The organism is Streptomyces sp. NPDC014894, from assembly GCF_043080985.1.
Taxonomy (GTDB): domain Bacteria; phylum Actinomycetota; class Actinomycetes; order Streptomycetales; family Streptomycetaceae; genus Streptomyces.
This window is the reverse complement of record NZ_JBIBWD010000007.1, coordinates 175874-193819: the sequence shown is the minus strand read 5'-3', so window position 1 is coordinate 193819 and position 17946 is coordinate 175874. Positions and strand designations below refer to the sequence as shown.

Annotated in this window: 14 protein-coding genes and 1 pseudogene; 3 read left to right on the top strand and 12 right to left on the bottom strand. The window is 73.9% G+C overall.

The features are described from left to right. Window positions 1–378 precede the first annotated feature (378 nt). Both ACF089_RS18680 and ACF089_RS18675 read right to left on the bottom strand, forming a co-directional pair. Window positions 379–1359 carry an NAD(P)H-quinone oxidoreductase gene (locus ACF089_RS18680; RefSeq protein ID WP_392027656.1) on the bottom strand — a complete coding sequence of 327 codons (981 nt, stop codon included), beginning with the start codon at window positions 1357–1359 and terminating at the stop codon, window positions 379–381. A gap of 47 nt (window positions 1360–1406) precedes the next feature. Beyond that, a pseudogene (locus ACF089_RS18675) lies at window positions 1407–2075 on the bottom strand (potassium channel family protein); the annotation flags it as partial. 273 nt (window positions 2076–2348) lie between these two features. Between ACF089_RS18675 and ACF089_RS18670 the strand changes: the two are divergent. Next, a complete protein-coding gene (locus ACF089_RS18670; RefSeq protein ID WP_392028159.1) occupies window positions 2349–3341 on the top strand; it encodes a potassium channel family protein in 993 nt (330 codons plus the stop codon). Window positions 3342–3348: 7 nt separating this feature from the next. Here ACF089_RS18670 and ACF089_RS18665 read toward each other — a convergent pair whose 3' ends face one another. The 5 genes from ACF089_RS18665 to pdhA all read right to left on the bottom strand — a co-directional run bounded on the left by ACF089_RS18665 (window position 3349) and on the right by pdhA (window position 10321). Beyond that, the gene (locus ACF089_RS18665; RefSeq protein ID WP_392027653.1) at window positions 3349–4827 is read right to left on the bottom strand and encodes a molybdopterin molybdotransferase MoeA; all 1479 of its coding nucleotides are present in this window, start codon (window positions 4825–4827) and stop codon (window positions 3349–3351) included. A 710-nt stretch (window positions 4828–5537) separates the two neighbouring features. Then, a complete protein-coding gene (locus tag ACF089_RS18660; RefSeq protein WP_392027650.1) occupies window positions 5538–6476 on the bottom strand; it encodes an NTP transferase domain-containing protein in 939 nt (312 codons plus the stop codon). A 122-nt stretch (window positions 6477–6598) separates the two neighbouring features. Beyond that, entirely contained in the window at window positions 6599–8179 is a 1581-nt protein-coding gene (locus tag ACF089_RS18655; protein WP_392027648.1) for a dihydrolipoamide acetyltransferase family protein, read from the bottom strand. Window position 8180: 1 nt separating this feature from the next. Further along, window positions 8181–9197, bottom strand: a complete 1017-nt coding sequence (locus ACF089_RS18650; RefSeq protein ID WP_392027645.1) for an alpha-ketoacid dehydrogenase subunit beta — start codon at window positions 9195–9197, stop codon at window positions 8181–8183. Then, complete coding sequence (pdhA, locus tag ACF089_RS18645) at window positions 9197–10321, bottom strand: pyruvate dehydrogenase (acetyl-transferring) E1 component subunit alpha (protein ID WP_392027642.1); 1125 nt, start codon at window positions 10319–10321, stop codon at window positions 9197–9199. The genes ACF089_RS18650 and pdhA overlap by 1 nt, the downstream gene beginning before the upstream one ends. Before the next feature lie 167 nt (window positions 10322–10488). On the opposite strand from pdhA, the gene ACF089_RS18640 reads away from it, so the two are divergent. Then, complete coding sequence (locus ACF089_RS18640) at window positions 10489–11088, top strand: Lrp/AsnC family transcriptional regulator (RefSeq protein WP_392027639.1); 600 nt, start codon at window positions 10489–10491, stop codon at window positions 11086–11088. A gap of 31 nt (window positions 11089–11119) precedes the next feature. On the opposite strand, the gene ACF089_RS18635 is transcribed toward ACF089_RS18640, so the two are convergent. Together ACF089_RS18635 and ACF089_RS18630 are read right to left on the bottom strand one after the other, a co-directional pair. Beyond that, the gene (locus ACF089_RS18635; RefSeq protein ID WP_392027636.1) at window positions 11120–11722 is read right to left on the bottom strand and encodes a TetR/AcrR family transcriptional regulator; all 603 of its coding nucleotides are present in this window, start codon (window positions 11720–11722) and stop codon (window positions 11120–11122) included. Beyond that, window positions 11719–13275, bottom strand: coding sequence for a 3-hydroxyacyl-CoA dehydrogenase (locus ACF089_RS18630; RefSeq protein ID WP_392027633.1), 1557 nt, complete (start codon window positions 13273–13275; stop codon window positions 11719–11721). Before ACF089_RS18630 ends, ACF089_RS18635 begins: the two co-directional genes overlap by 4 nt. A 123-nt stretch (window positions 13276–13398) precedes the next feature. Between ACF089_RS18630 and paaN the strand changes: the two genes are divergently transcribed. Continuing rightward, on the top strand, window positions 13399–15075 hold the full coding sequence (gene paaN / locus ACF089_RS18625; RefSeq protein WP_392027630.1) for a phenylacetic acid degradation protein PaaN: 1677 nt from the start codon (window positions 13399–13401) through the stop codon (window positions 15073–15075). Window positions 15076–15114: 39 nt separating this feature from the next. On the opposite strand, the gene ACF089_RS18620 is transcribed toward paaN, so the two are convergent. Genes ACF089_RS18620 through ACF089_RS18610 form a run of 3 tightly spaced genes read right to left on the bottom strand, consistent with a single transcriptional unit; the run spans window position 15115 to window position 17773 of the window. Next, window positions 15115–15882 carry a TrmH family RNA methyltransferase gene (locus ACF089_RS18620; RefSeq protein WP_392027627.1) on the bottom strand — a complete coding sequence of 256 codons (768 nt, stop codon included), beginning with the start codon at window positions 15880–15882 and terminating at the stop codon, window positions 15115–15117. 32 nt (window positions 15883–15914) lie between these two features. Then, window positions 15915–17117: an HTTM domain-containing protein gene (locus ACF089_RS18615; RefSeq protein WP_392027624.1), complete on the bottom strand. Its 1203-nt coding sequence runs from the start codon at window positions 17115–17117 to the stop codon at window positions 15915–15917. Further along, on the bottom strand, window positions 17114–17773 hold the full coding sequence (locus tag ACF089_RS18610) for a DUF5819 family protein (RefSeq protein ID WP_392027622.1): 660 nt from the start codon (window positions 17771–17773) through the stop codon (window positions 17114–17116). Before ACF089_RS18610 ends, ACF089_RS18615 begins: the two co-directional genes overlap by 4 nt. Window positions 17774–17946 lie beyond the last annotated feature (173 nt).

The following is a 17946-nucleotide window of genomic DNA, read 5'->3' as shown; positions in this document are numbered from 1 at the left end:
CGTGAGATCCCCTCGTGAGATCCCCTCGTGAGATCCCCTCGTGAGATCCCCTCGTGAGATCCCCTCGTGAGATCCCCTCGTGAGATCCCCTCGTGAGATCCCCTCGTGGGCGTCGGCCGGCCGCTGTGACCATCAGGTCGTGGCGGCCGCCGCGTTCCCTGCCGGGGTCGTCGCCGCGACGGCCTTGGGGGCGGCCCCGGCCCGTCCGACGGGCCGGGGCCGGGGTCCGGCCGTGGGCTCTGCCGGAGGCGGCCCGGGGCCGGGTCCGGGGTCTCCCGGAGGCGGTCCGGATCCGGGTCCGGGGTCAGGCGGCGGTCCGGGCCTTGTCGGCGGGCGGTCCGGGGCCGGGGCGGGCGGTCCGCCCCGGCCCCGGGCGCGTCAGCCGGCCCGGAGCAGCACCTTGCCGACGGGCGCGCCGGACTCCAGGACCCGATGGGCCTGTGCCGCCTCCGAGAGCGGCAGCACCCGGTCCACCACGGGCCGCACCCGCCCGCTCTCGATCAACGGCCAGACATGCTCCCGTACGGCCGCCACGATCGACGCCTTCTCGCCCAGCGGGCGGCCCCGCAGCGAGGTGGCGGTGACCGCCGCGCGCTTGCCGAGCAGCGCCGCCAGATTCAGTTCGCCCTTGACGCCGCCCTGAAGCCCGATCACCGCGAGCCGGCCGTTGACGGCGAGCGCCCGGACATTGCGGTCCAGATACTTCGCGCCCACGATGTCGAGGATGACATCGGCCCCCGCGCCGTCCGTCGCCGCCGCCAGCTCCGCCACGAAGTCCTGCCGCCGGTAGTCGATCAGGATGTCCGCGCCCAGCTCCGCGCAGCGGGCGAGCTTCTCGGGGCTGCCCGCCGTGACGGCGACCCGCGCGCCCACGGCCTTCGCGAGCTGCACGGCCATGGTGCCGATCCCGCTCGCGCCGCCGTGGATCAGCACCGTCTCCCCGGGCCGCAGATGGGCGATCATGAAGACGTTCGACCAGACGGTCGCGGTCACCTCGGGCAGCGCCGCCGCCGTGACCACGTCCGTCCCCCGAGGCACCGGAAGCAGCTGCCCGGCGGGCACGGCGACCTTCTCCGCGTATCCGCCGCCCGCGAGCAGCGCGCACACCTCGTCCCCGACGGCCCAGCCGAAGACGCCGGGGCCGAGGGCGGTGATACGGCCCGAGCACTCCAGGCCCGGATGGGGCGAAGCGCCGGGCGGCGGGTCGTAGAAGCCCTGCCGCTGGAGGAGATCGGCGCGATTGACCGCGCTGGCCGCGACCTCGACCAGGACCTCGCCCTGGCCGGGTACGGGATCGGGGACCTCGGCCCACACAAGCGCCTCGGGACCGCCGGGTTCGGGAAGGGTGATCGCATGCATGGCCGCGAGGCTACCCCCGCCCGGCGAACCCGCCCGGAACGCCCGGGTCAGCTCCTGCGGCGCAGTGACGAGTCGCTCGCGTGCACGATGGTGATCAGCCGGTCCGTCAGCTGGAGGGGACTGGCGGCGGGATCGTCGTAGCCGATCAGACGATGCCCGCGCAGCACGCTCACCACCAGATCGTCCGTCTCCCGGACGCTCCGCCCCACCTCGGCCTTTATCACCGGCCGCTCCACCAGATCGAGCCCGCTGCCCTGCTGGATCAGGTCCTCCATCACCGCGCCCGCGCTGGGGCTGAGCACGGAGAGTCCCAGCAGCCGGCCCGCGGCGCTGGCGCTGGTGATCACCGCGTCGGCGCCGGACTGCCGCAGCAGGGGCGCGTTCTCCTCCTCCCGCACCGCCGCGACGATCTTCGCCTCCCGGTTGAGCTGGCGCGCCGTGAGCGCGACCAGCACCGCCGTGTCGTCGCGCTGGGTGGCGATGATGATCTTCCCGGCCCGCTGCACCTCGGCCCGGAGCAGCACATCGCTGCGGGTGGCGTCGCCGGCCACTCCGGTGAAGCCCTCGGCGACCGCCGCCTCGATCGCCTTGCCGCTGGGGTCGATGACGACGATCCGGTCCTTCTTCAGCCCTGTCGCTGTCATCGTCTGGATGGCGGAGCGGCCCTTGGTGCCGAATCCGACGACGACGGTGTGCTCGCGCAAGCGAAGCCTCCAGCAGTTCTGCGATATCCACCCGCCCGCGTGACGGCCACGCTCGCGGAGAAGACGACGCTACCCCCAACACGGCCGCGAGGGCCGCGTTCGGGCGGCGGATCGGCGACCATGGTCACTCACGCCCGCCGCCCGGGCCAGGACCACGAGGGGACTCTGACGATGGCCGAGAGACGACCGCCGCCCAAGGCAGGGAGGTTCTCGATCCTGCGCTCGCTCTGGTACCGGTCCAATGGCGAGGCCAGGGACGACGCGGAGGCCGGCCGTTCCATCACCATGCCCGCGCAGGCCACCGTGCCGCCCCTTCAGCAGGTGCTGAGACGGCTGGCCATGGCGCTGCTGGTGCTGGCCGTGACCACCCTGCTCGTCTGGCTGGACCGGGCGGGCTACTCCGACAACGCCGATGGGAAGGTCGACTTCCTGGACGCCGCGTACTACACCACCGTCACCCTCTCCACCACGGGCTACGGCGACATCGCACCGGTCAGCGACGGCGCCCGGCTGACGAACATCCTGATCATCACCCCCCTGCGCGTGGTGTTCCTGATCATCCTGGTCGGCACCACGCTCGAAGTGCTGACCGAGCGCACCCGGCAGCAGGTCCGGGTCCATCGCTGGCGCTCACGGATGCGTGATCACGTGATCGTCGTCGGCTACGGGACCAAGGGACGCCACGCCATCGAGACCCTGCTGGGCCGGGGGGTGCCCAAGGAGAAGATCGTCGTGGTCGATCCGCAGCAGAAGGCGGTGGACGCGGCGAGCGCCGACGGTCTGGTGTCGGTCCTCGGCGACGCCACCCGCTCCAAGACGCTCCTCAAGGCCGAACTCCAGCGGGCCGCCCGGGTGATCATCGCCCCGCAGCGGGACGACACCGCGACCCTGGTCACCCTGACCGCCCGCCAGCTCAACCGGCGGGCCACCATCGTCGTCGCGGTCCGCGAGGACGAGAATGTGCCGCTGCTCAAGCAGAGCGGCGCGGACACCGTGGTCACCAGCTCCAGTTCGGCCGGGCGGCTGCTCGGTGTCTCGATGGCCAGCCCGCATGTCGCCGACACCCTCGAAGACCTGATGACCCGGGGCAGCGGTCTGAATCTCGCGGAGCGCTCGGTGACCAAGGCGGAGGTGGGCCGCTCGCCCCGCGAGTGCGTGGACCTCGTGGTGGCCGTGGTGCGCCGCAAGCGGATGCTGGACTACGCCGACCCTGAGTGCTCCCAGCTCCAGTTCGGCGACCGGCTGATCACCGTCAGCCGCCAGGAGAACGCCAACTGAGCGTGTTTCACGTGAAACACTCCGCTGTCGCGCCGGAGGGCGCGCCGGGCAGCCACGGCAGATCCAGCACCTCCAGCTCGCCGCCGGGGCCCACGCCGCCCGGGGGCACCGCGGCGAGCCCGTCGGCCGAGGCGATCCCCCGCAGCATGGCCGGGCCGTCGTAGCGCAGCGGAAGCAGCCGCTCGTCCCGGTACGCGAAGGGCACCAGCCTGGTGTCGTGGGGGTGGCCGCGGACCTCGCCGCGCACCGGCACCCGGTACGGAACCGGGGCGGGCAGCCCCATCATCCCGCGCAGCAGCGGCTCGGCCAGCGTGAGAAGCCCGGAGACGGCCGCGAGAGGGTTACCGGGCAGGCCGACCAGAAAACGGCCCGCAGAACGGCTCTCATCGCTTCCGGGACCGGTTCCTTCCCTGGCGGGGGCGCTCCCTCGGGTGGCGGCGCTCCCTCGGGGCGCTGACCCGTCGCGAGGTGCGGCCCCGTCCCGGGGCGCGAGGGCCGCCAGCAGCATGGGGTGTCCTGGCCGCACCGCGACCGAGTCGATCAGCAGCTCGGCCCCCGCCGCGCGCAGCACGGGGTGGACATGGTCGACGGGTCCGGCCGCCGTGCCGCCCGTGGTGAGCACGAGATCGGCGGTGGAGGCGGCGACGGCCCGGGCGAGGGCCCGCGCGTCGTCGCCGATCCGCCGGACGGCGACGACCTCGGCCCCCAGCGCGACCAGCCAGGGCCCGATCATCGGCCCCAGCGCGTCACGGATCAGACCGTCGTGGGGGAGCCCGTCGGCGAGCAGCTCGTCCCCCAGGATCAGCACCTCCGCCCTCGGTCGCGGAACGATCTCCAGCTCGTCATAGCCCGCTGCCGCCGCGAGGCCCAGCACGGCGGGCGTGACCACGGACGCGGCGGGCACGAGCCGGTCGCCGGCGCGGCACTCCTGGCCCCGGGGCCGGATGTCCTGGCCCTGGAGCACCGTCCGCTCCGCGTGGAGCAGCCGCCCCGAGGCGTCGGTCCTGGCGTGCTCGCCGCGGACCACTGCCGTGGCCTCGGGCGGGATCCTGGCCCCGGTGGCGATCCGTACCGCCGTGCCGTCCTCCAGCGCGGGCGGGGCCGCGCGTCCGGCGAGGACCGACTCGGCCGTCGGAACGGCCCAGGGGCCCGGTCCGGCCACGGCCCAGCCGTCCATCGCGGAGGTGTCGAAGGAGGGCAGATCGCAGAGCGCGGTCAGCGGCTGCCCGAGCACCCGGCCGAGGGCCCGCTCCAGCGGCACCCGGACGGTGCGGAGCCGGGCCCCGCGTCCGGCGCGGGCGGCCAGCGCCCGCGCCTCGGGCCAGCCGGTCGCCCGGGGTCGGCGCGGCCGCTCCGGGGCGTCTTCGGTACGGGGCCCGGGGGCCGCGCCGGGCCCGGCGCCCTCGTCCCGGTCTCCTCCGCTCCGGCCGCCCGACGGGCCGGGCCGCCATGGCTCACCGCTGACCAGCGCCAACGCCTCCTCCACACCGTCGAAGTCCCCCGCGCTCCCCCGCTCGTCCGCCCGTCCCCGGGTCTTCCCCTCCGCCGCCGCGCCGAGGGCGGGAGACGGTGGCGGTACCGCCCGTGGCGGTTGCGCCGACGGCGCGGCCGCCGCGGCCGGGGTCGGGACCGCCGGGGTCGCCTCCGGCGGTGGTGCCGTCCTCGGCACCGCTGCCGGTGCCGGTTTCGGTGCCGCCTCCTCCCGCGCCCGCGCCTCCGCCCGGACCTCGGCGGCCGGCTCGGCCGATCCCCGAACCCGGGCCCGCGCGGCCCGGGCCGGCTTCTTCACCGCCACCGCCTGCCCCTCGTCGGCCCCCTTGCCCCGCGCCCCGGCGGAGGCCAAGGCGGAGGAAGCGGAAGCCGAGACAGCGGCCGTCGAGGCAGCCCGGCCCGAGCGACGGACCGGAGCGGCGTCCGAAGTCTGAGCGAGTGCCGGGCCGTCAGGCGTGGGCGCGGTGGCCGCCTTGCCCCGCGCCCCGGCCGAGGCGGAGGAAGCGGAAGCGGAAGCCGAGACAGCGGCCGTCGAGGCAGCCCGGCCCGAGCGACGGACCGGAGCGGCGTCCGAAGTCTGAGCGGGCGTCGAGCCGTCGGGCTCCGGCGCGGCCGGGGCCTTCGCCCCGCGAGCGGCGGTCCGGGACCGGGTCCCGGCCGCTTCGCCCTGCCCGCCCGGAGCGGCGGCCCGGCGGTTCGCGGCGGTCATCCGGCCTCGCCCCTTCCCGCGCCCTCTCCATCGGCCCCCGGGCCCGTCCGGCCGTCGGATCCGGACTCCTCCGCCCAGCGGCGGGCGAGCGCGGCGGCCCTGCGGGAGGCCTCCGCGACCGCCTCGGGACCCTGGCCCCGGCCCGCCGCGGCCGCCGCGTACCCCACCAGGAAGGTGGTGAGCGGGGCGGCGGGGCGGGCCACGCCGTGTGCCGCGTCCCGGGCGAGGTCGAGCAGCAGATGGGTGTCGACGTCCAGCTCGATGCCGAGCTCTTCCTTGACCGCGGTGATCCATTCATCCAGCACGCTGCCATGCTCCCTGATCCGGGCCCGGGCGACGGCGAGGTCGTCCCAGGTGTCGCAGTCGAAGGACGCCTCCGGCTCCGCGCCGACGCGGGCGACGTCCAGCTCCTGCGGCAGCAGCCGGAGCGGCAGCCCGGCCAGCGTGCCGTACTCGGTGGCGAGCAGCGCCAGTTCCCGGCGCAGCGGCTCGGCCCGGTAGGCCGCCACCAGCGGCTGGTCGCGGCCCTCGGCGTCGGTGAGCAGCACCGCCTCGTGCGGGCCCGCGGCGAGCGCGCCGAGGAGCCGCCGTACGACCGGCTCCCGGAGGAAGGGCAGATCGGCGGAGAGGACGAGAACGGTCTCCGTCTCCGCCGGGAGGCGGCGCACCCCGGCGTCCAGCGCGGCGAGCGGTCCGCCGCCGGGCGGATTCTCCCGGGCCCAGACCACGGGGCGCACGGTGGCCCGCCGGCCGCCGACGACGACGGTGCGCCCGGCGCTCCGGCAGGCTCCGAGCACCCGGTCGAGCAGCGAACGCCCGCCGACGCTCAGCCCCGGCTTGTCGGCTCCGCCGAGCCGTCTCGCGGCTCCTCCGGCGAGCACCACGGCGTCGTACGCGGCCGGTTCCGGGCTGTCGGTGCGTTGTGTCGCGGTCATGCCCGCAGTATGGTCCGCGCCCGCCGCCGGGGACCCGGCGGACCGCCCGGGAGCGGTCCGGGCGGTCCACGGGTGACCGGCCGGGCGGCGTGGGGTCCGCCCGGACGGTCCGGAGTGGGTCCTCAGAGGGTGCGCAGCAGCACCGCCGGCTGTTCCACGCAGTCCGCGACATGGCGCAGGAATCCGCCCGCCGTGCCGCCGTCGCACACCCGGTGGTCGAAGGTCAGCGAGAGCTGCACGACCTGGCGTACGGCCAGCTCGCCCCGGTGCACCCAGGGCTTGGGCACGATCCGGCCGATTCCGAGCATCGCCGCCTCGGGGTGGTTGATGATCGGCGTGGAGCCGTCGACGCCGAACACGCCGTAGTTGTTCAGCGTGAACGTCCCGCCGGTCAGATCGCCGGGGGTGAGGACGCCCTCCCGGGCGGCCGAGGTGAGCCGGGCGAACTCCTCGCTGAGCGACTCCACCGAGCGGCGGTGGGCGTCGCGCACCACAGGGACCACGAGACCGCGTTCGGTCTGGGCGGCGAAGCCGAGGTGCACCTCGGGCAGGCGCACGATCTCTCCGGCCGCCGTGTCCACCGTGGAGTTCAGCTCCGGGTGCCGGGCCAGCGCGGCCGTGCAGATCCGCGCGAGCAGGGCGACGAGGGAGACCTTCGGACCGCCCACCGCGTTCATCGCCGCGCGCGCGGCCATCAGTTCGGTCGCGTCCGCGTCGACCCAGCAGGTGGCGTCCGGTATCTCCGTACGGCTGCGGGACAGCTTGGCGGCCACCGCCCCGCGCACCCCGCGCAGCGGGATCCGCTCGCCGCCGGCCGGGGCCTGGACGGCGGGCCGGGCCGGGGAAGCGGCCGGCCGTGTCCCGGCGGGCCGGGGAGCCGGCGCGGGCCGGGTCGGCGACGCGGTGGCGGGCCCCGGCCGGGCGCCCATGCCGGCCGCCCGCATGGCGTACTCCACATCGGCGCGCAGGATCAGCCCGTCCGGGCCCGAGCCCGCCAGCTGCCGCAGATCCAGGCCGTGGTCCCGGGCCAGCCTGCGTACGAGGGGGGATATGACGGGCACGGGCCCGCTCTGCTCCGCGTCCTCCTCCCGTGCCGCGGTCGCGGCTGCCGAGGCATCCGCCGTGGCCGGCCTGACCCGGCGTCGTCTGGCCGCGGGCGCGCCCGTGCCATAGCCGACCAGCACATTCCCGGACGTCTCACCGGACGCAGAGCCCTTGGCCGTCGCCCCGCCCGCCGCCGGGCCATGGGCCGCCGAACCGCCCGACGCCGCACCGCCGGACCCCGAGCCGCCCGCCGCCGAGCCGTTCACCGCCGTGCCCCGGGGCGTCGCGCCAGGGGCCGCCGAGCCGTTCACCGCGGCGTCCGAGGGGCCCGTGCCGGAGCCCGTCCGCTCCCCGGCCGGGTCCGTGCCCGCGATCGCGCCCGCGTTCGGGGTCGCGTGCACCTCCCCGTCCGTCGCGCCGACCGCCACGGTCAGCAGCGGTGCCCCCACCGGAAGTTCGCCGCCCTCCTCCCCGAAGCGCGCGGTGACCACCCCCGCGTACGGGCAGGGCACCTCCACCATCGCCTTGGCCGTCTCCACCTCGACGACGGGCTGGTCGATCGCGACGACGTCGCCCACCGCCACCAGCCAGCGCACGATCTCCGCCTCGGTCAGTCCCTCACCGAGATCGGGCAGCCTGAACTCCAGCACCTGTGCCATTTCAGCTCTCCGCCTCCCACTGCAACCGCGCCACCGCGTCCAGCACCCGGTCCACTCCCGGGAGATGGTGCCGCTCCAGCATGGGCGGCGGATAGGGAATGTCGAAACCGGCGACCCGCAGCACCGGCGCCTGAAGGTGGTGGAAACAGCGCTCGGTCACCCGGGCGGCGATCTCTCCCCCCGGTCCGCCGAAGCCGGTGGACTCATGGACCACGACCGCCCGGCCGGTGCGCCGGACGGAGGCGCAGACCGTCTCGTCGTCGAAGGGAACGAGGGATCGCAGATCGACGACCTCCAGGTCCCAGCCCTCCGCGGCGGCGGCCTCGGCCGCCTCCAGACAGACCGGCAGCGACGGCCCGTAGGTGATCAGAGTGGCACCGCGCCCGGGCCGCCGGACCACGGCCCGGCCCAGCGGCGGCACCTCGTCCGGGGCCTCGGGAGACCACGACGACTTCGACCAGTACAGCCGCTTGGGCTCCAGGAAGACCACCGGGTCGTCGGCGGCGATGGCGGCCCTGAGCAGCCCGTACGCGTCCTCGACGGTCGCGGGGGTGACGACCTGGAGCCCCGGGGTCGCCATGTAGTACGCCTCGGACGAGTCGCTGTGGTGCTCGACGCCGCCGATGCCCCCGCCGTACGGCACCCGGACCGTGATCGGGAGCGGCATGGCGCCGCGCGTACGGTTCCGCATCCGGGCGACATGGCTGATCAGCTGCTCGAACGCCGGATAGGCGAAGGCGTCGAACTGCATCTCCACGACGGGACGCAGCCCGTACATCGCCATGCCGACGGCGGTGCCGAGGATGCCCGCCTCGGCCAGCGGGGTGTCCGTACAGCGGTCGTCGCCGAACTCCTTGGCGAGCCCGTCCGTGATCCGGAAGACCCCGCCGAGGGTGCCGACGTCCTCGCCGAGCACATGGACGGCCGGATCGTCGGCCATCGCGTCGCGCATGGCCCGCTTGAGCGCCTGCGCCATGGTGGCGGGCTTCGCCGCCCGGGCCGCCGTCGCCGTGCCCATCACGCCTCCCCTTCCGCTTCCAGTTCGGCCCGCAGCTGCTCGGTCTGCTCGCGCAGCTGACCGGTCCGCTCGGCGTAGACGTGCGTGAACAGATCCATCGGGTCGAGCACCGGATCGGCGTTCATCCGCTCGCGCAGCCGGGCGGCCATCTCCTCGGCGGCGCCGGCGGCGCGGCGGCGGCGGTCGTCGTCCAGCAGCCCGCGCCCGGTCAGCTCCCGCTCCAGCAGCCGGATGGGGTCGTGCTCACGCCAGATCTCCACCTCGGGGTCCTCCCGGTACCGGGTGGCGTCGTCGGCGTTCGTATGGGCCTCGATCCGATAGGTCACCGCCTCGATCAGCGTCGGCCCGCCGCCGCGCCGGGCCCGGGCCACGGCCTCGGAGAGCACCTGGTGCACGGCGGGGGCGTCGTTCCCGTCGACCAGGCGGCCCGGCATTCCGTATCCGACCGCCTTGTGGGCGAGGGACGGCGCGGCGGTCTGCTTGGCGAGCGGCACCGAGATCGCGAATCCGTTGTTCTGGACGAGGAAGACGACCGGGGCGCGCCACACGGCGGCGAAGTTCAGCGCCTCGTGGAAATCGCCCTCGCTGGTGCCGCCGTCGCCGACCAGGGCGAGCGCCACGACGTCGTCGCCCTTGAGCCGGGCGGCGTGGGCCAGCCCCACGGCGTGCGGGAGCTGGGTGGCGAGGGGGGTGGACAGGGGCGCGACACGGTGCTCGTACGGGTCGTAACCGGTGTGCCAGTCGCCCCGCAGCAGGGTCAGCACCTGCACCGGGTCCATGCCCCGGGTCACCGCGGCGAGGGTGTCGCGATAGCTGGGAAAGAGCCAGTCCCGCCGCTCCAGGGCGAGCGCGGCGGCGACCTGGCAGGCCTCCTGGCCGGTGCTGGACGGATAGACGGCGAGCCTGCCCTGCTTGGTCAGGGCGGTGGCCTGGACATTGAATCTGCGGCCGAGCACCAGCCGGTCGTAGAGCGACAGCAGCAGCTCGGGGTCGGCGCCCGCCGCGGCGTCGGTGCCGAGCAGCCGATACGGCTCGGGATCGGGGAGCAGGGGCGCGGGGTCGGTGCGGGGCTGCCAGGCCGGGGGCGGTGTGGGCCGGTGGGCGACGGCTTTCAAAGCGAGCACCTCCTCGTGGGAGCGTGGACGGAGCGGCCGGAAAATGTGGCGCGCCTCACCTACCGATTGTTCGGTCGTGGACGCATTTTGGCTACAGGCGGCTTCAGCCTGTGGACAAACGGTTCTCCACAGCCTGTAGTGGGCACAGGTCGTCCATGCCAGGGAGGCGGGGGGATATGAGTCCTGAACAAATGGCCGAGAACGGGCTCCTCGACGAGGGGTTCGCCGATCGGCCGGAGCCGGCCTCGGCCGGGCCGGATCCCGTCCCGGGCAGGATCGAGCCCCTCTCGGCACAGGATCCGCCGCCCCGCCCGCTCGACGCGATCGACCGGGACATCCTGCGCATCCTCCAGGCGGAGGGCCGGGCCTCGATACGGGCCGTGGCCGAGCGGGTACATGTGTCGCGCGCCAATGCCTACGCCCGGATCAACCGGCTCATCGACGATGGCGTCATCTGCGGTTTCGGCGCCCGTGTCAACCATGAACGCGCAGGTCAGGGCGCTTCCGCGTATATCACGCTCAAGATCGTGCAGAACTCGTGGCGGACGGTCCGCGAGCAGTTGCGGGCGCTGCCCGGGGTCGCGCACATCGCGCTGGTCAGCGGCGATTTCGACGTACTGCTGCTGGTGCACACCCCGGACAACCGCGCGCTGCGGGAACTGGTGCTGACCAGGATCCAGTCCATCCCGGAGGTGCTCTCCACCCGGACCCTGCTGGTCTTCGAGGAGACCGGCGTCCATCCGGTCTCCGGGGCCCCGGAGACCGAACAGCAGTGACCTCGGGGGCCTCGCGGAGGCCCGAGGGGCCTCAGGAAGCCTGCGGGGCCGTGCGCAGCCCGTCGAAGGCCAGCCGGACGACCGTCTCCGCGAGCCGGTCGGCCTCCTGGCCGCCGTCGGGGTGCGGCCGGTACCACTCCACCAGCGAGTTCACCATGCCGAAGAGCAGCCGGGTCACCAGCCGGATGTCCACGTCCGTACGCAGATCGCCGTCGGCCGCCGCGGCCTTCAGCAGATCGGAGACGCGCTGGTCGAACTCCCTGCGGCGCTCCATCGCCCATCGCTCGGTCGCGGTGTTGCCCCGGACCCGCAGCAGCAGCGTCACATGGGGCAGCTCGGCCATGAGCACCTCCACGGTGCGCCGGGTGACGTACTCGACCCGCTCGACGGCCCGCCCCTGGAGCGCCCCGGGCTCCTCCAGGACCGCGAAGAGCGCGTCCAGCGCCCGGCTCACGGCCCGCCGCAGCAGCTCCTCCTTGCCCGAGACATGGTGGTAGATGGACGACTTGGAGATGCCGGCCGCCCGGGAGAGGTGCTCCATGGAGGTGCCGTCGTAGCCGCGCTCGTTGAAGATGCGCACGGCGACGCTCAGCAGCGTCTCCGGCGTGTAGGCGTCCCTCTTGGCGGCGGTCATGAGTCCGGTCCCTCTCGTTCGGCGGCGGACGTGTGCAGGAAGAGCGCCAGGCTGGGGGCGTACCGGCCGGTCGGCACCCGCTCGTGGAGCGATTCCAGCAGATCGTGGGCGTACCCCTGGGGGAGCCTTCGGTTCCATTCGAACGGTCCGACCGGGTAGTTGACGCCGAGTCGCATCGCGGTGTCGACGTCGTCCTCGGTGGCGACGCCCTTGGCGACGGCGTCGGCGGCCAGGTCGATCAGCATCGCGACCGTACGGGCCACGATCATGCCGGGGACGTCCCCGATGACGCTGACCTTCTTGCCGAGGGCCTGGAAGAGGCCGATGGCCTCCTGGAGGGTGCGCTCGGCGGTGTGCGGCGCGGCGGAGAGCGCGATCCGGGTGGCGGCCCGGTAGTCGAGGGCGAGGTCGAAGTAGACGACGTCGCGGAATTCGGAGGAGGTCTGACCGTCGGCGGGCGCCAGCTGTCCGCCGCCGGGCAGCAGCAGCCGGGTGCCCTCGTCCTCCGGCTCCCGGCGCAGGGTGACGCCCGATTCGGCGATCATCTCCAGCAGTTGGGGGGCGGGGTCCAGACCGCCCTCGGCGACGACGTACGCCGGAGGGTCGGCGGGGGGCGCGGTGTGCGGCTCGGGGCGCTCGGCGCCGCGCGCGCAGTCGTACCAGCCGCGGCCGGACTTGCGGCCCAGCAGACCGGCCTCGACCAGCCGGCGCTGGAGCAGGGACGGGGTGAACTTCACATTCTGGTGGAAGGACTCCCAGACCGACCGTGTCACGGCCTCGTTGACGTCCTGGCCGATCAGATCGGTCAGCTCGAAGGGGCCCATGCGGAAGCCGCCGGACTCCCTCAGCACCGCGTCGATCGTGGCGGGGTCGGCGGCCCGTTCCTCATGGATCGCGAAGCCCTCCGCATAGAAGGGCCTGGCTATCCGATTGACGATGAATCCGGGGAGATCGGCGCAGCTCACCGGGGTCTTGCCCCAGGCCGCGACGGTCTCCCGGGCGCGGGCGGCGGCGCTCTCGCCGGTGGCGAAGCCGCTGACGACCTCGACCAGCGGGAGCAGCGGGGCCGGGTTGAAGAAGTGGAGTCCGAGGGCGCGGTCGGGGCGGCGGAGCGCGCCCGCGACGGCGGTGACGGAGAGGGAGGAGGTGTTGGTGGCGAGCAGACAGTCGTCGGGAACGATCTCCTCCAGCGCCCGCAGCAGCTCTTGTTTGACCGTCAGCCGCTCGACGACGGCCTCGATGACGAGCGCCGCGTCGGACAGCTCGTCCAGGGCGGCCGCGGGGTGCAGCCGGCTTCGGGCGGCGTCCCGTTCGGCGGCGGTCATCGCGCCCTTGGCTACCAGCCGGTCCAGCCGGGCGCCGATCTCCTCGGCGGCCTCGGCGGCGCGCCCGGGGAGGGAGTCGTAGAGCCGTACGGGATGGCCCGCGACCAGCGCGACCTGGGCGATGCCCCGGCCCATGGCGCCGGTCCCGGCGACGGCGACGGTACGGCTGGGGTCGATGGCGGCGTCCCGGGGGACGCCGGTGTGCGGCTCGACGGCGCTGGCGCTCATGGGAGTGATCCTCCCGGATGAGTTTTCCACAGGTTTGACAGGCCCCCTTGTCCCGACCGATCGTTCGGTTACTCTAACTCTGTCCGCCCGTCCCTGCCCAGCTCGACGAGGAGTTGGTCCGTCATGCAGCTGACCGAGACCCGGCTGGCCGAGAGCCACCGGCCGACGCTCGACCAGGCTCTTGAAGCGATCCGCACCCGGGCCTATTGGTCCCCCCACCCCGAGCATCCCAAGGCGTACGGCGAGAGCGCGCCCGCCGACGGCCTCGCGGCCTTCGAGGCCCTGCGCTCCACCCGCTTCGAGCTGCACCAGCCGGGCACCGACGGCTGGACCGGCGGCGAGGTGTCGCCGTACGGCATCGAGCTGGGCGTCGAGTATCCGCACCCCGACCCCGATGTGCTGCTCCCCGCGATGCGCGCGGGGACGGCGGCCTGGCGCGAGGCGGGCCCCGAGCTGAGGGCCCTGGTCTGTCTGGAGATCCTCGCCCGCGTCAGCGCCCGCACCCATGAGTTCGCGCACGCGGTGATGCACACCAGCGGGCAGGCGTTCATGATGGCGTTCCAGGCGGGCGGCCCGCACGCCCAGGACCGCGGTCTGGAGGCCGTGGCGTACGCCTATGCCGAGCAGACCCGCACCCCGGCCGCCGCCGACTGGTCCAAGCCCCAGGGCAAGCGCGATCCGCTGGAGCTGCGGAAGACCTTCACCGCGGCCGGCCGGGGCGTCGCCCTGGTGATCGGCTGCAACACCTTCCCCACGTGGAACGGCTATCCGGGGCTGTTCGCCTCGCTGGCCACGGGCAACGCGGTTCTGGTCAAGCCCCATCCGCGCGCGGTGCTGCCGCTCGCGCTGACCGTGCGGATCGCCCGGGAGGTGCTGGCCGAGGCCGGTTTCGACGCCGATCTGGTGTGTCTGGCGGCCGAGCGCCCCGGCGAGGGACTGGCCAAGACGCTCGCGGTCCGCCCCGAGATCAGGATCATCGACTACACCGGCTCCACCGCGTTCGGCGACTGGCTGGAGGCCAACGCCCGCCAGGCGCGGGTCCACACCGAGAAGGCCGGGGTCAACACGGTCGTGGTCGACTCCACGGACGACTACCGGGGCATGCTCTCCAATCTCGCCTTCTCGCTCTCCCTGTACAGCGGCCAGATGTGCACCACCCCGCAGAATCTGCTGATCCCCCGGGACGGCGTCGCCACCGACGCGGGACACAAGTCGTACGAGGAGGTGGTCGCCGATCTCGCGGCCTCCGTCGGCGGTCTGCTCGGCGACGACGCGCGGGCCAACGCCCTGCTGGGCGCGCTGGTCAATCCGGAGGTGAGAAGCCGGCTGGAGGGCGCGGCCGAGCTGGGCGAGGTCGCGCTGCCCTCCCGGACGATCGCCCACCCGGACTTCCCGGACGCCGTGGTGCGCACCCCGGTGATCGTGAAGCTCGACGGGGGCAAGGCCGACCCCGGGGCGGCGTATCTGGACGAGTGCTTCGGGCCGGTGTCCTTCGCCGTCGCCGTGGACTCGACGGCCGACGCGCTGGGGCTGCTGCGGCGCACGATCCGCGACAAGGGCGCGATGACCGTGGGCGCGTACACGACCTCCCCGGAGGTGGAGCGCGCGATCGAGGAGGTCTGTCTGGAGGAGTCGGCGCAGCTCTCGCTGAATCTGACCGGCGGGGTGTATGTGAACCAGACGGCGGCGTTCTCCGACTTCCACGGCTCCGGCGGCAATCCCGCGGCCAACGCGGCCCTGTGCGACAGCGCCTTCGTCGCCTCCCGGTTCCATGTGGTGGAGGTCCGCCGGCAGGGCTGACCGACCGGCGGGCGGTACGCGAGCGGGCGGCGGGGCCGGTCAGGGGCCGGGCGGCAGTGCCGGGCCTCCCCAGTGGAAGAGGGCCATCGCCACGCTGGTGGCGAGGTTGTAGCTGGAGACCTGCGGCCGCATGGGAAGCGACAGCAGCCGGGTCGCCCGGCCGCGCAGCTCCGCCGAGACGCCGTGGCGCTCGGACCCGAAGACGAGCAGCGCGTCGTCGGGCAGCGGGACGGACCGGATGTCGTCCCCCTCCGGGTCCAGCGCGTACAGCGGCCCCGGCGGGAAGTCGTCGGGCGCCAGCCGCTCGACGGCGGTGGCGTAGTGGAGTCCGGCGCCCGCCCGGACCGCGTTGGGGTGCCAGGGATCCAGATCGCCGGTGGTGATCACCCCGGTCGCGCCGAATCCGGCGGCGAGCCGGACCACCGCGCCGACGTTCCCGAGATTGCGGGGGTTGTCCAGGACGACGACGGGCGACCGCCGGGGCAGGCTCGCCAGGGCCTCCCTGTTCGCGGTGCGCGCGGGCCGGGCCGCCAGGGCGGCGACCCGGGTGGGATGGAGCCGGGGAAGCAGCTCCCGCAGGGTCTCCACGGGAGTCTCGACGAGGAGACCGGCGAGACGCTCCCGCACATCGCCGGCGAGCCCGTCGGCCAGCTCCAGCACGGCCGCCCTGTCGCTGGTGATCGCGCACCACACCTCCGCGTCGAAGCGGAGTGCGTGCTTCAGCGCATGGAAGCCGTCGAGCAGCACCGCGTCGGGTGCGCTCTCGCGCCACCGCTGTACCGCCTTCGCGGCCTCGCCGTCGCTCATCGCCCAAGGCTGTCGTCGCTCATCGCCCAAGGCTACGGCGCGGGCGAGCGCTCCCGTCCACCGGAGCGCGCCCGTCCACCGGAAAGCGCCCGCAGCCGGCCGCGCACCCGGTCCCGCCCTCCGGCGGTCCGTGCGCCGAGCCGGATCAGAAAGGCCGTCGGCAGGAAGACCGCGTCGGCGGCGATCATCGCCAGGGAGAAGAAGGGCAGTCCGAGCACGACGGAGATCGCCGCGTGCTCCAGGATCATGATCACCAGCAGGACGTTCTTCACCCGCCGGTTGAAGAGGGTGAAGGGGAAGGCGACCTGCACGATGACGGTCCCGTAGGTGATCACCATCACCATCACCCCGTGGGAGGCGAGCAGATCGGAGAGGGCGGGCCAGGGGGTGAAGTAGTCGAGCTGGAGCGGGTAGTAGAGCGCGGTGCCGTCCTGCCAGCGCGAGCCCTGGATCTTGTACCAGCCGGCCGTCGCGTAGATCAGACAGACCTCGGCCATGATCACCAGCAGGCCGGCGTTGTGGAGGACGTTGGCGAGGGCGTCCAGCAGGACGCGGCCCTGGCCGCGGGGCGCGTACCGGAGCACCGTCCACCACAGCCCCTGCACCGCCCAGACGGCCCAGAGGAAGAGCAGGACGGACCAGCCGGTCTGGTTGAGGAAGGTGCCGGCGACCAGGAGGACGCCGAGCACGGCCCAGAGCACCGGCCCGGCCGTGTCGGGCCGCGCCCCGCCCGGCGCGGCGGCGCGGTCCCGTTCGTTCCGGCGCTTCGCGCGCCACGCGTCCAGCGACCAGACCTGGGCGCAGCGGGTGAGGACCAGATAGATCGCCATCAGATGGATGACGTTGTCGCCGCCGTCGCCCATGAAGATCGAGCGGTTCTGCAGCGACAGCACCCCGACCATGAACAGCGCGGACATGGCGCGGGTCCGCCAGCCGAGCAGCAGCAGCGCGCTCGCCAGCACCGCGAGGGCGTAGACGGCCTCGAACCAGAGACGGCCGTCCGTCCACATCAGCACGGTGAAGGCGTCGTTGCCGGAGATCAGCTGACGGCCCAGCTCCCAGCTCCACGGTCCCTCGGGGCCGTACAGCTCATGGCGGTGGGGCAGCTCGCGCAGGAGGAAGAAGAGCCAGACGCCCGCGAAACCGATCCGGACGACGGCGGTCTGGTAGGGGCCGAGGGCGGTGGCGGTGATCCGCTGGACGGCGGCGGCGAACCGGCCGGCGGGGGCGGTCACCGGCTCGCCCCCGCCGGGGCGGGACGGGGCTCGTCCGCGCCGTCCGGCCGGTCGGCGGCGGTCACGGTCCACCAGGGCAGCAGCCGCTCGACGGGCCGGGTGTCGGTCTTCTCCTCGCTCCACGGCGGGGCCTTGACCAGGGTGGTGAGCGCTCGGAGCCGAATGCGCTCCACCGAGCCCCCCAGATCGCGCGCGTCGAGGCGGAGCATCGCGATCCGGCGCACATAGCTCTCGGAGAGCCGGCCCCGCAGCCCGGTCGGCCGGCCCTTGTCGTCGTGCGCGTTGACATAGAAGTCCCAGCCCCGGCGGAGTTCGTTCTGCCGGGTGTGGCTGGGGAGCAGACTGCCGCGTATCGCCTCGGCGTCCTGGGCGGTGAGATTGATCCAGTCGGTGGTCTCGCGGCCTCCGTCCAAGGTCCTGACCTCGGCCTTCACCTGTACGGAGACATTCTGCTGGAGCGGATTGGGGGCGAAGAGCTTCCAGTTCTGCTCGAACTCGGGATAGATCCAGGCGTTGATCGTCTCGCCGTGCCGCTTGGTGACGGTGTTGGACGGGGCGACATGGAGAAAGACCATGGCGACATGGACGAGGGCCGTGCAGGCGATCAGCGTGAGCGCGATTCCCGCGACGGCCCGCCAGACCGGTGAGAGCGCCATGACGCCCCGGGGCACGGCCTCGTCCCCGCCGTCCCCGTCTCCGCCGCCGGCCCCGGGGACGGGTGCCGAGGGCCCGCCGCCGACCGGGGATCCGCGCTGCTCAGGGGGGTGCGGCAGGGGGGCGGCCGACTCGCTCAGGACCGCTTCGGGCCACCGAACCCCGGTGCCTTCGA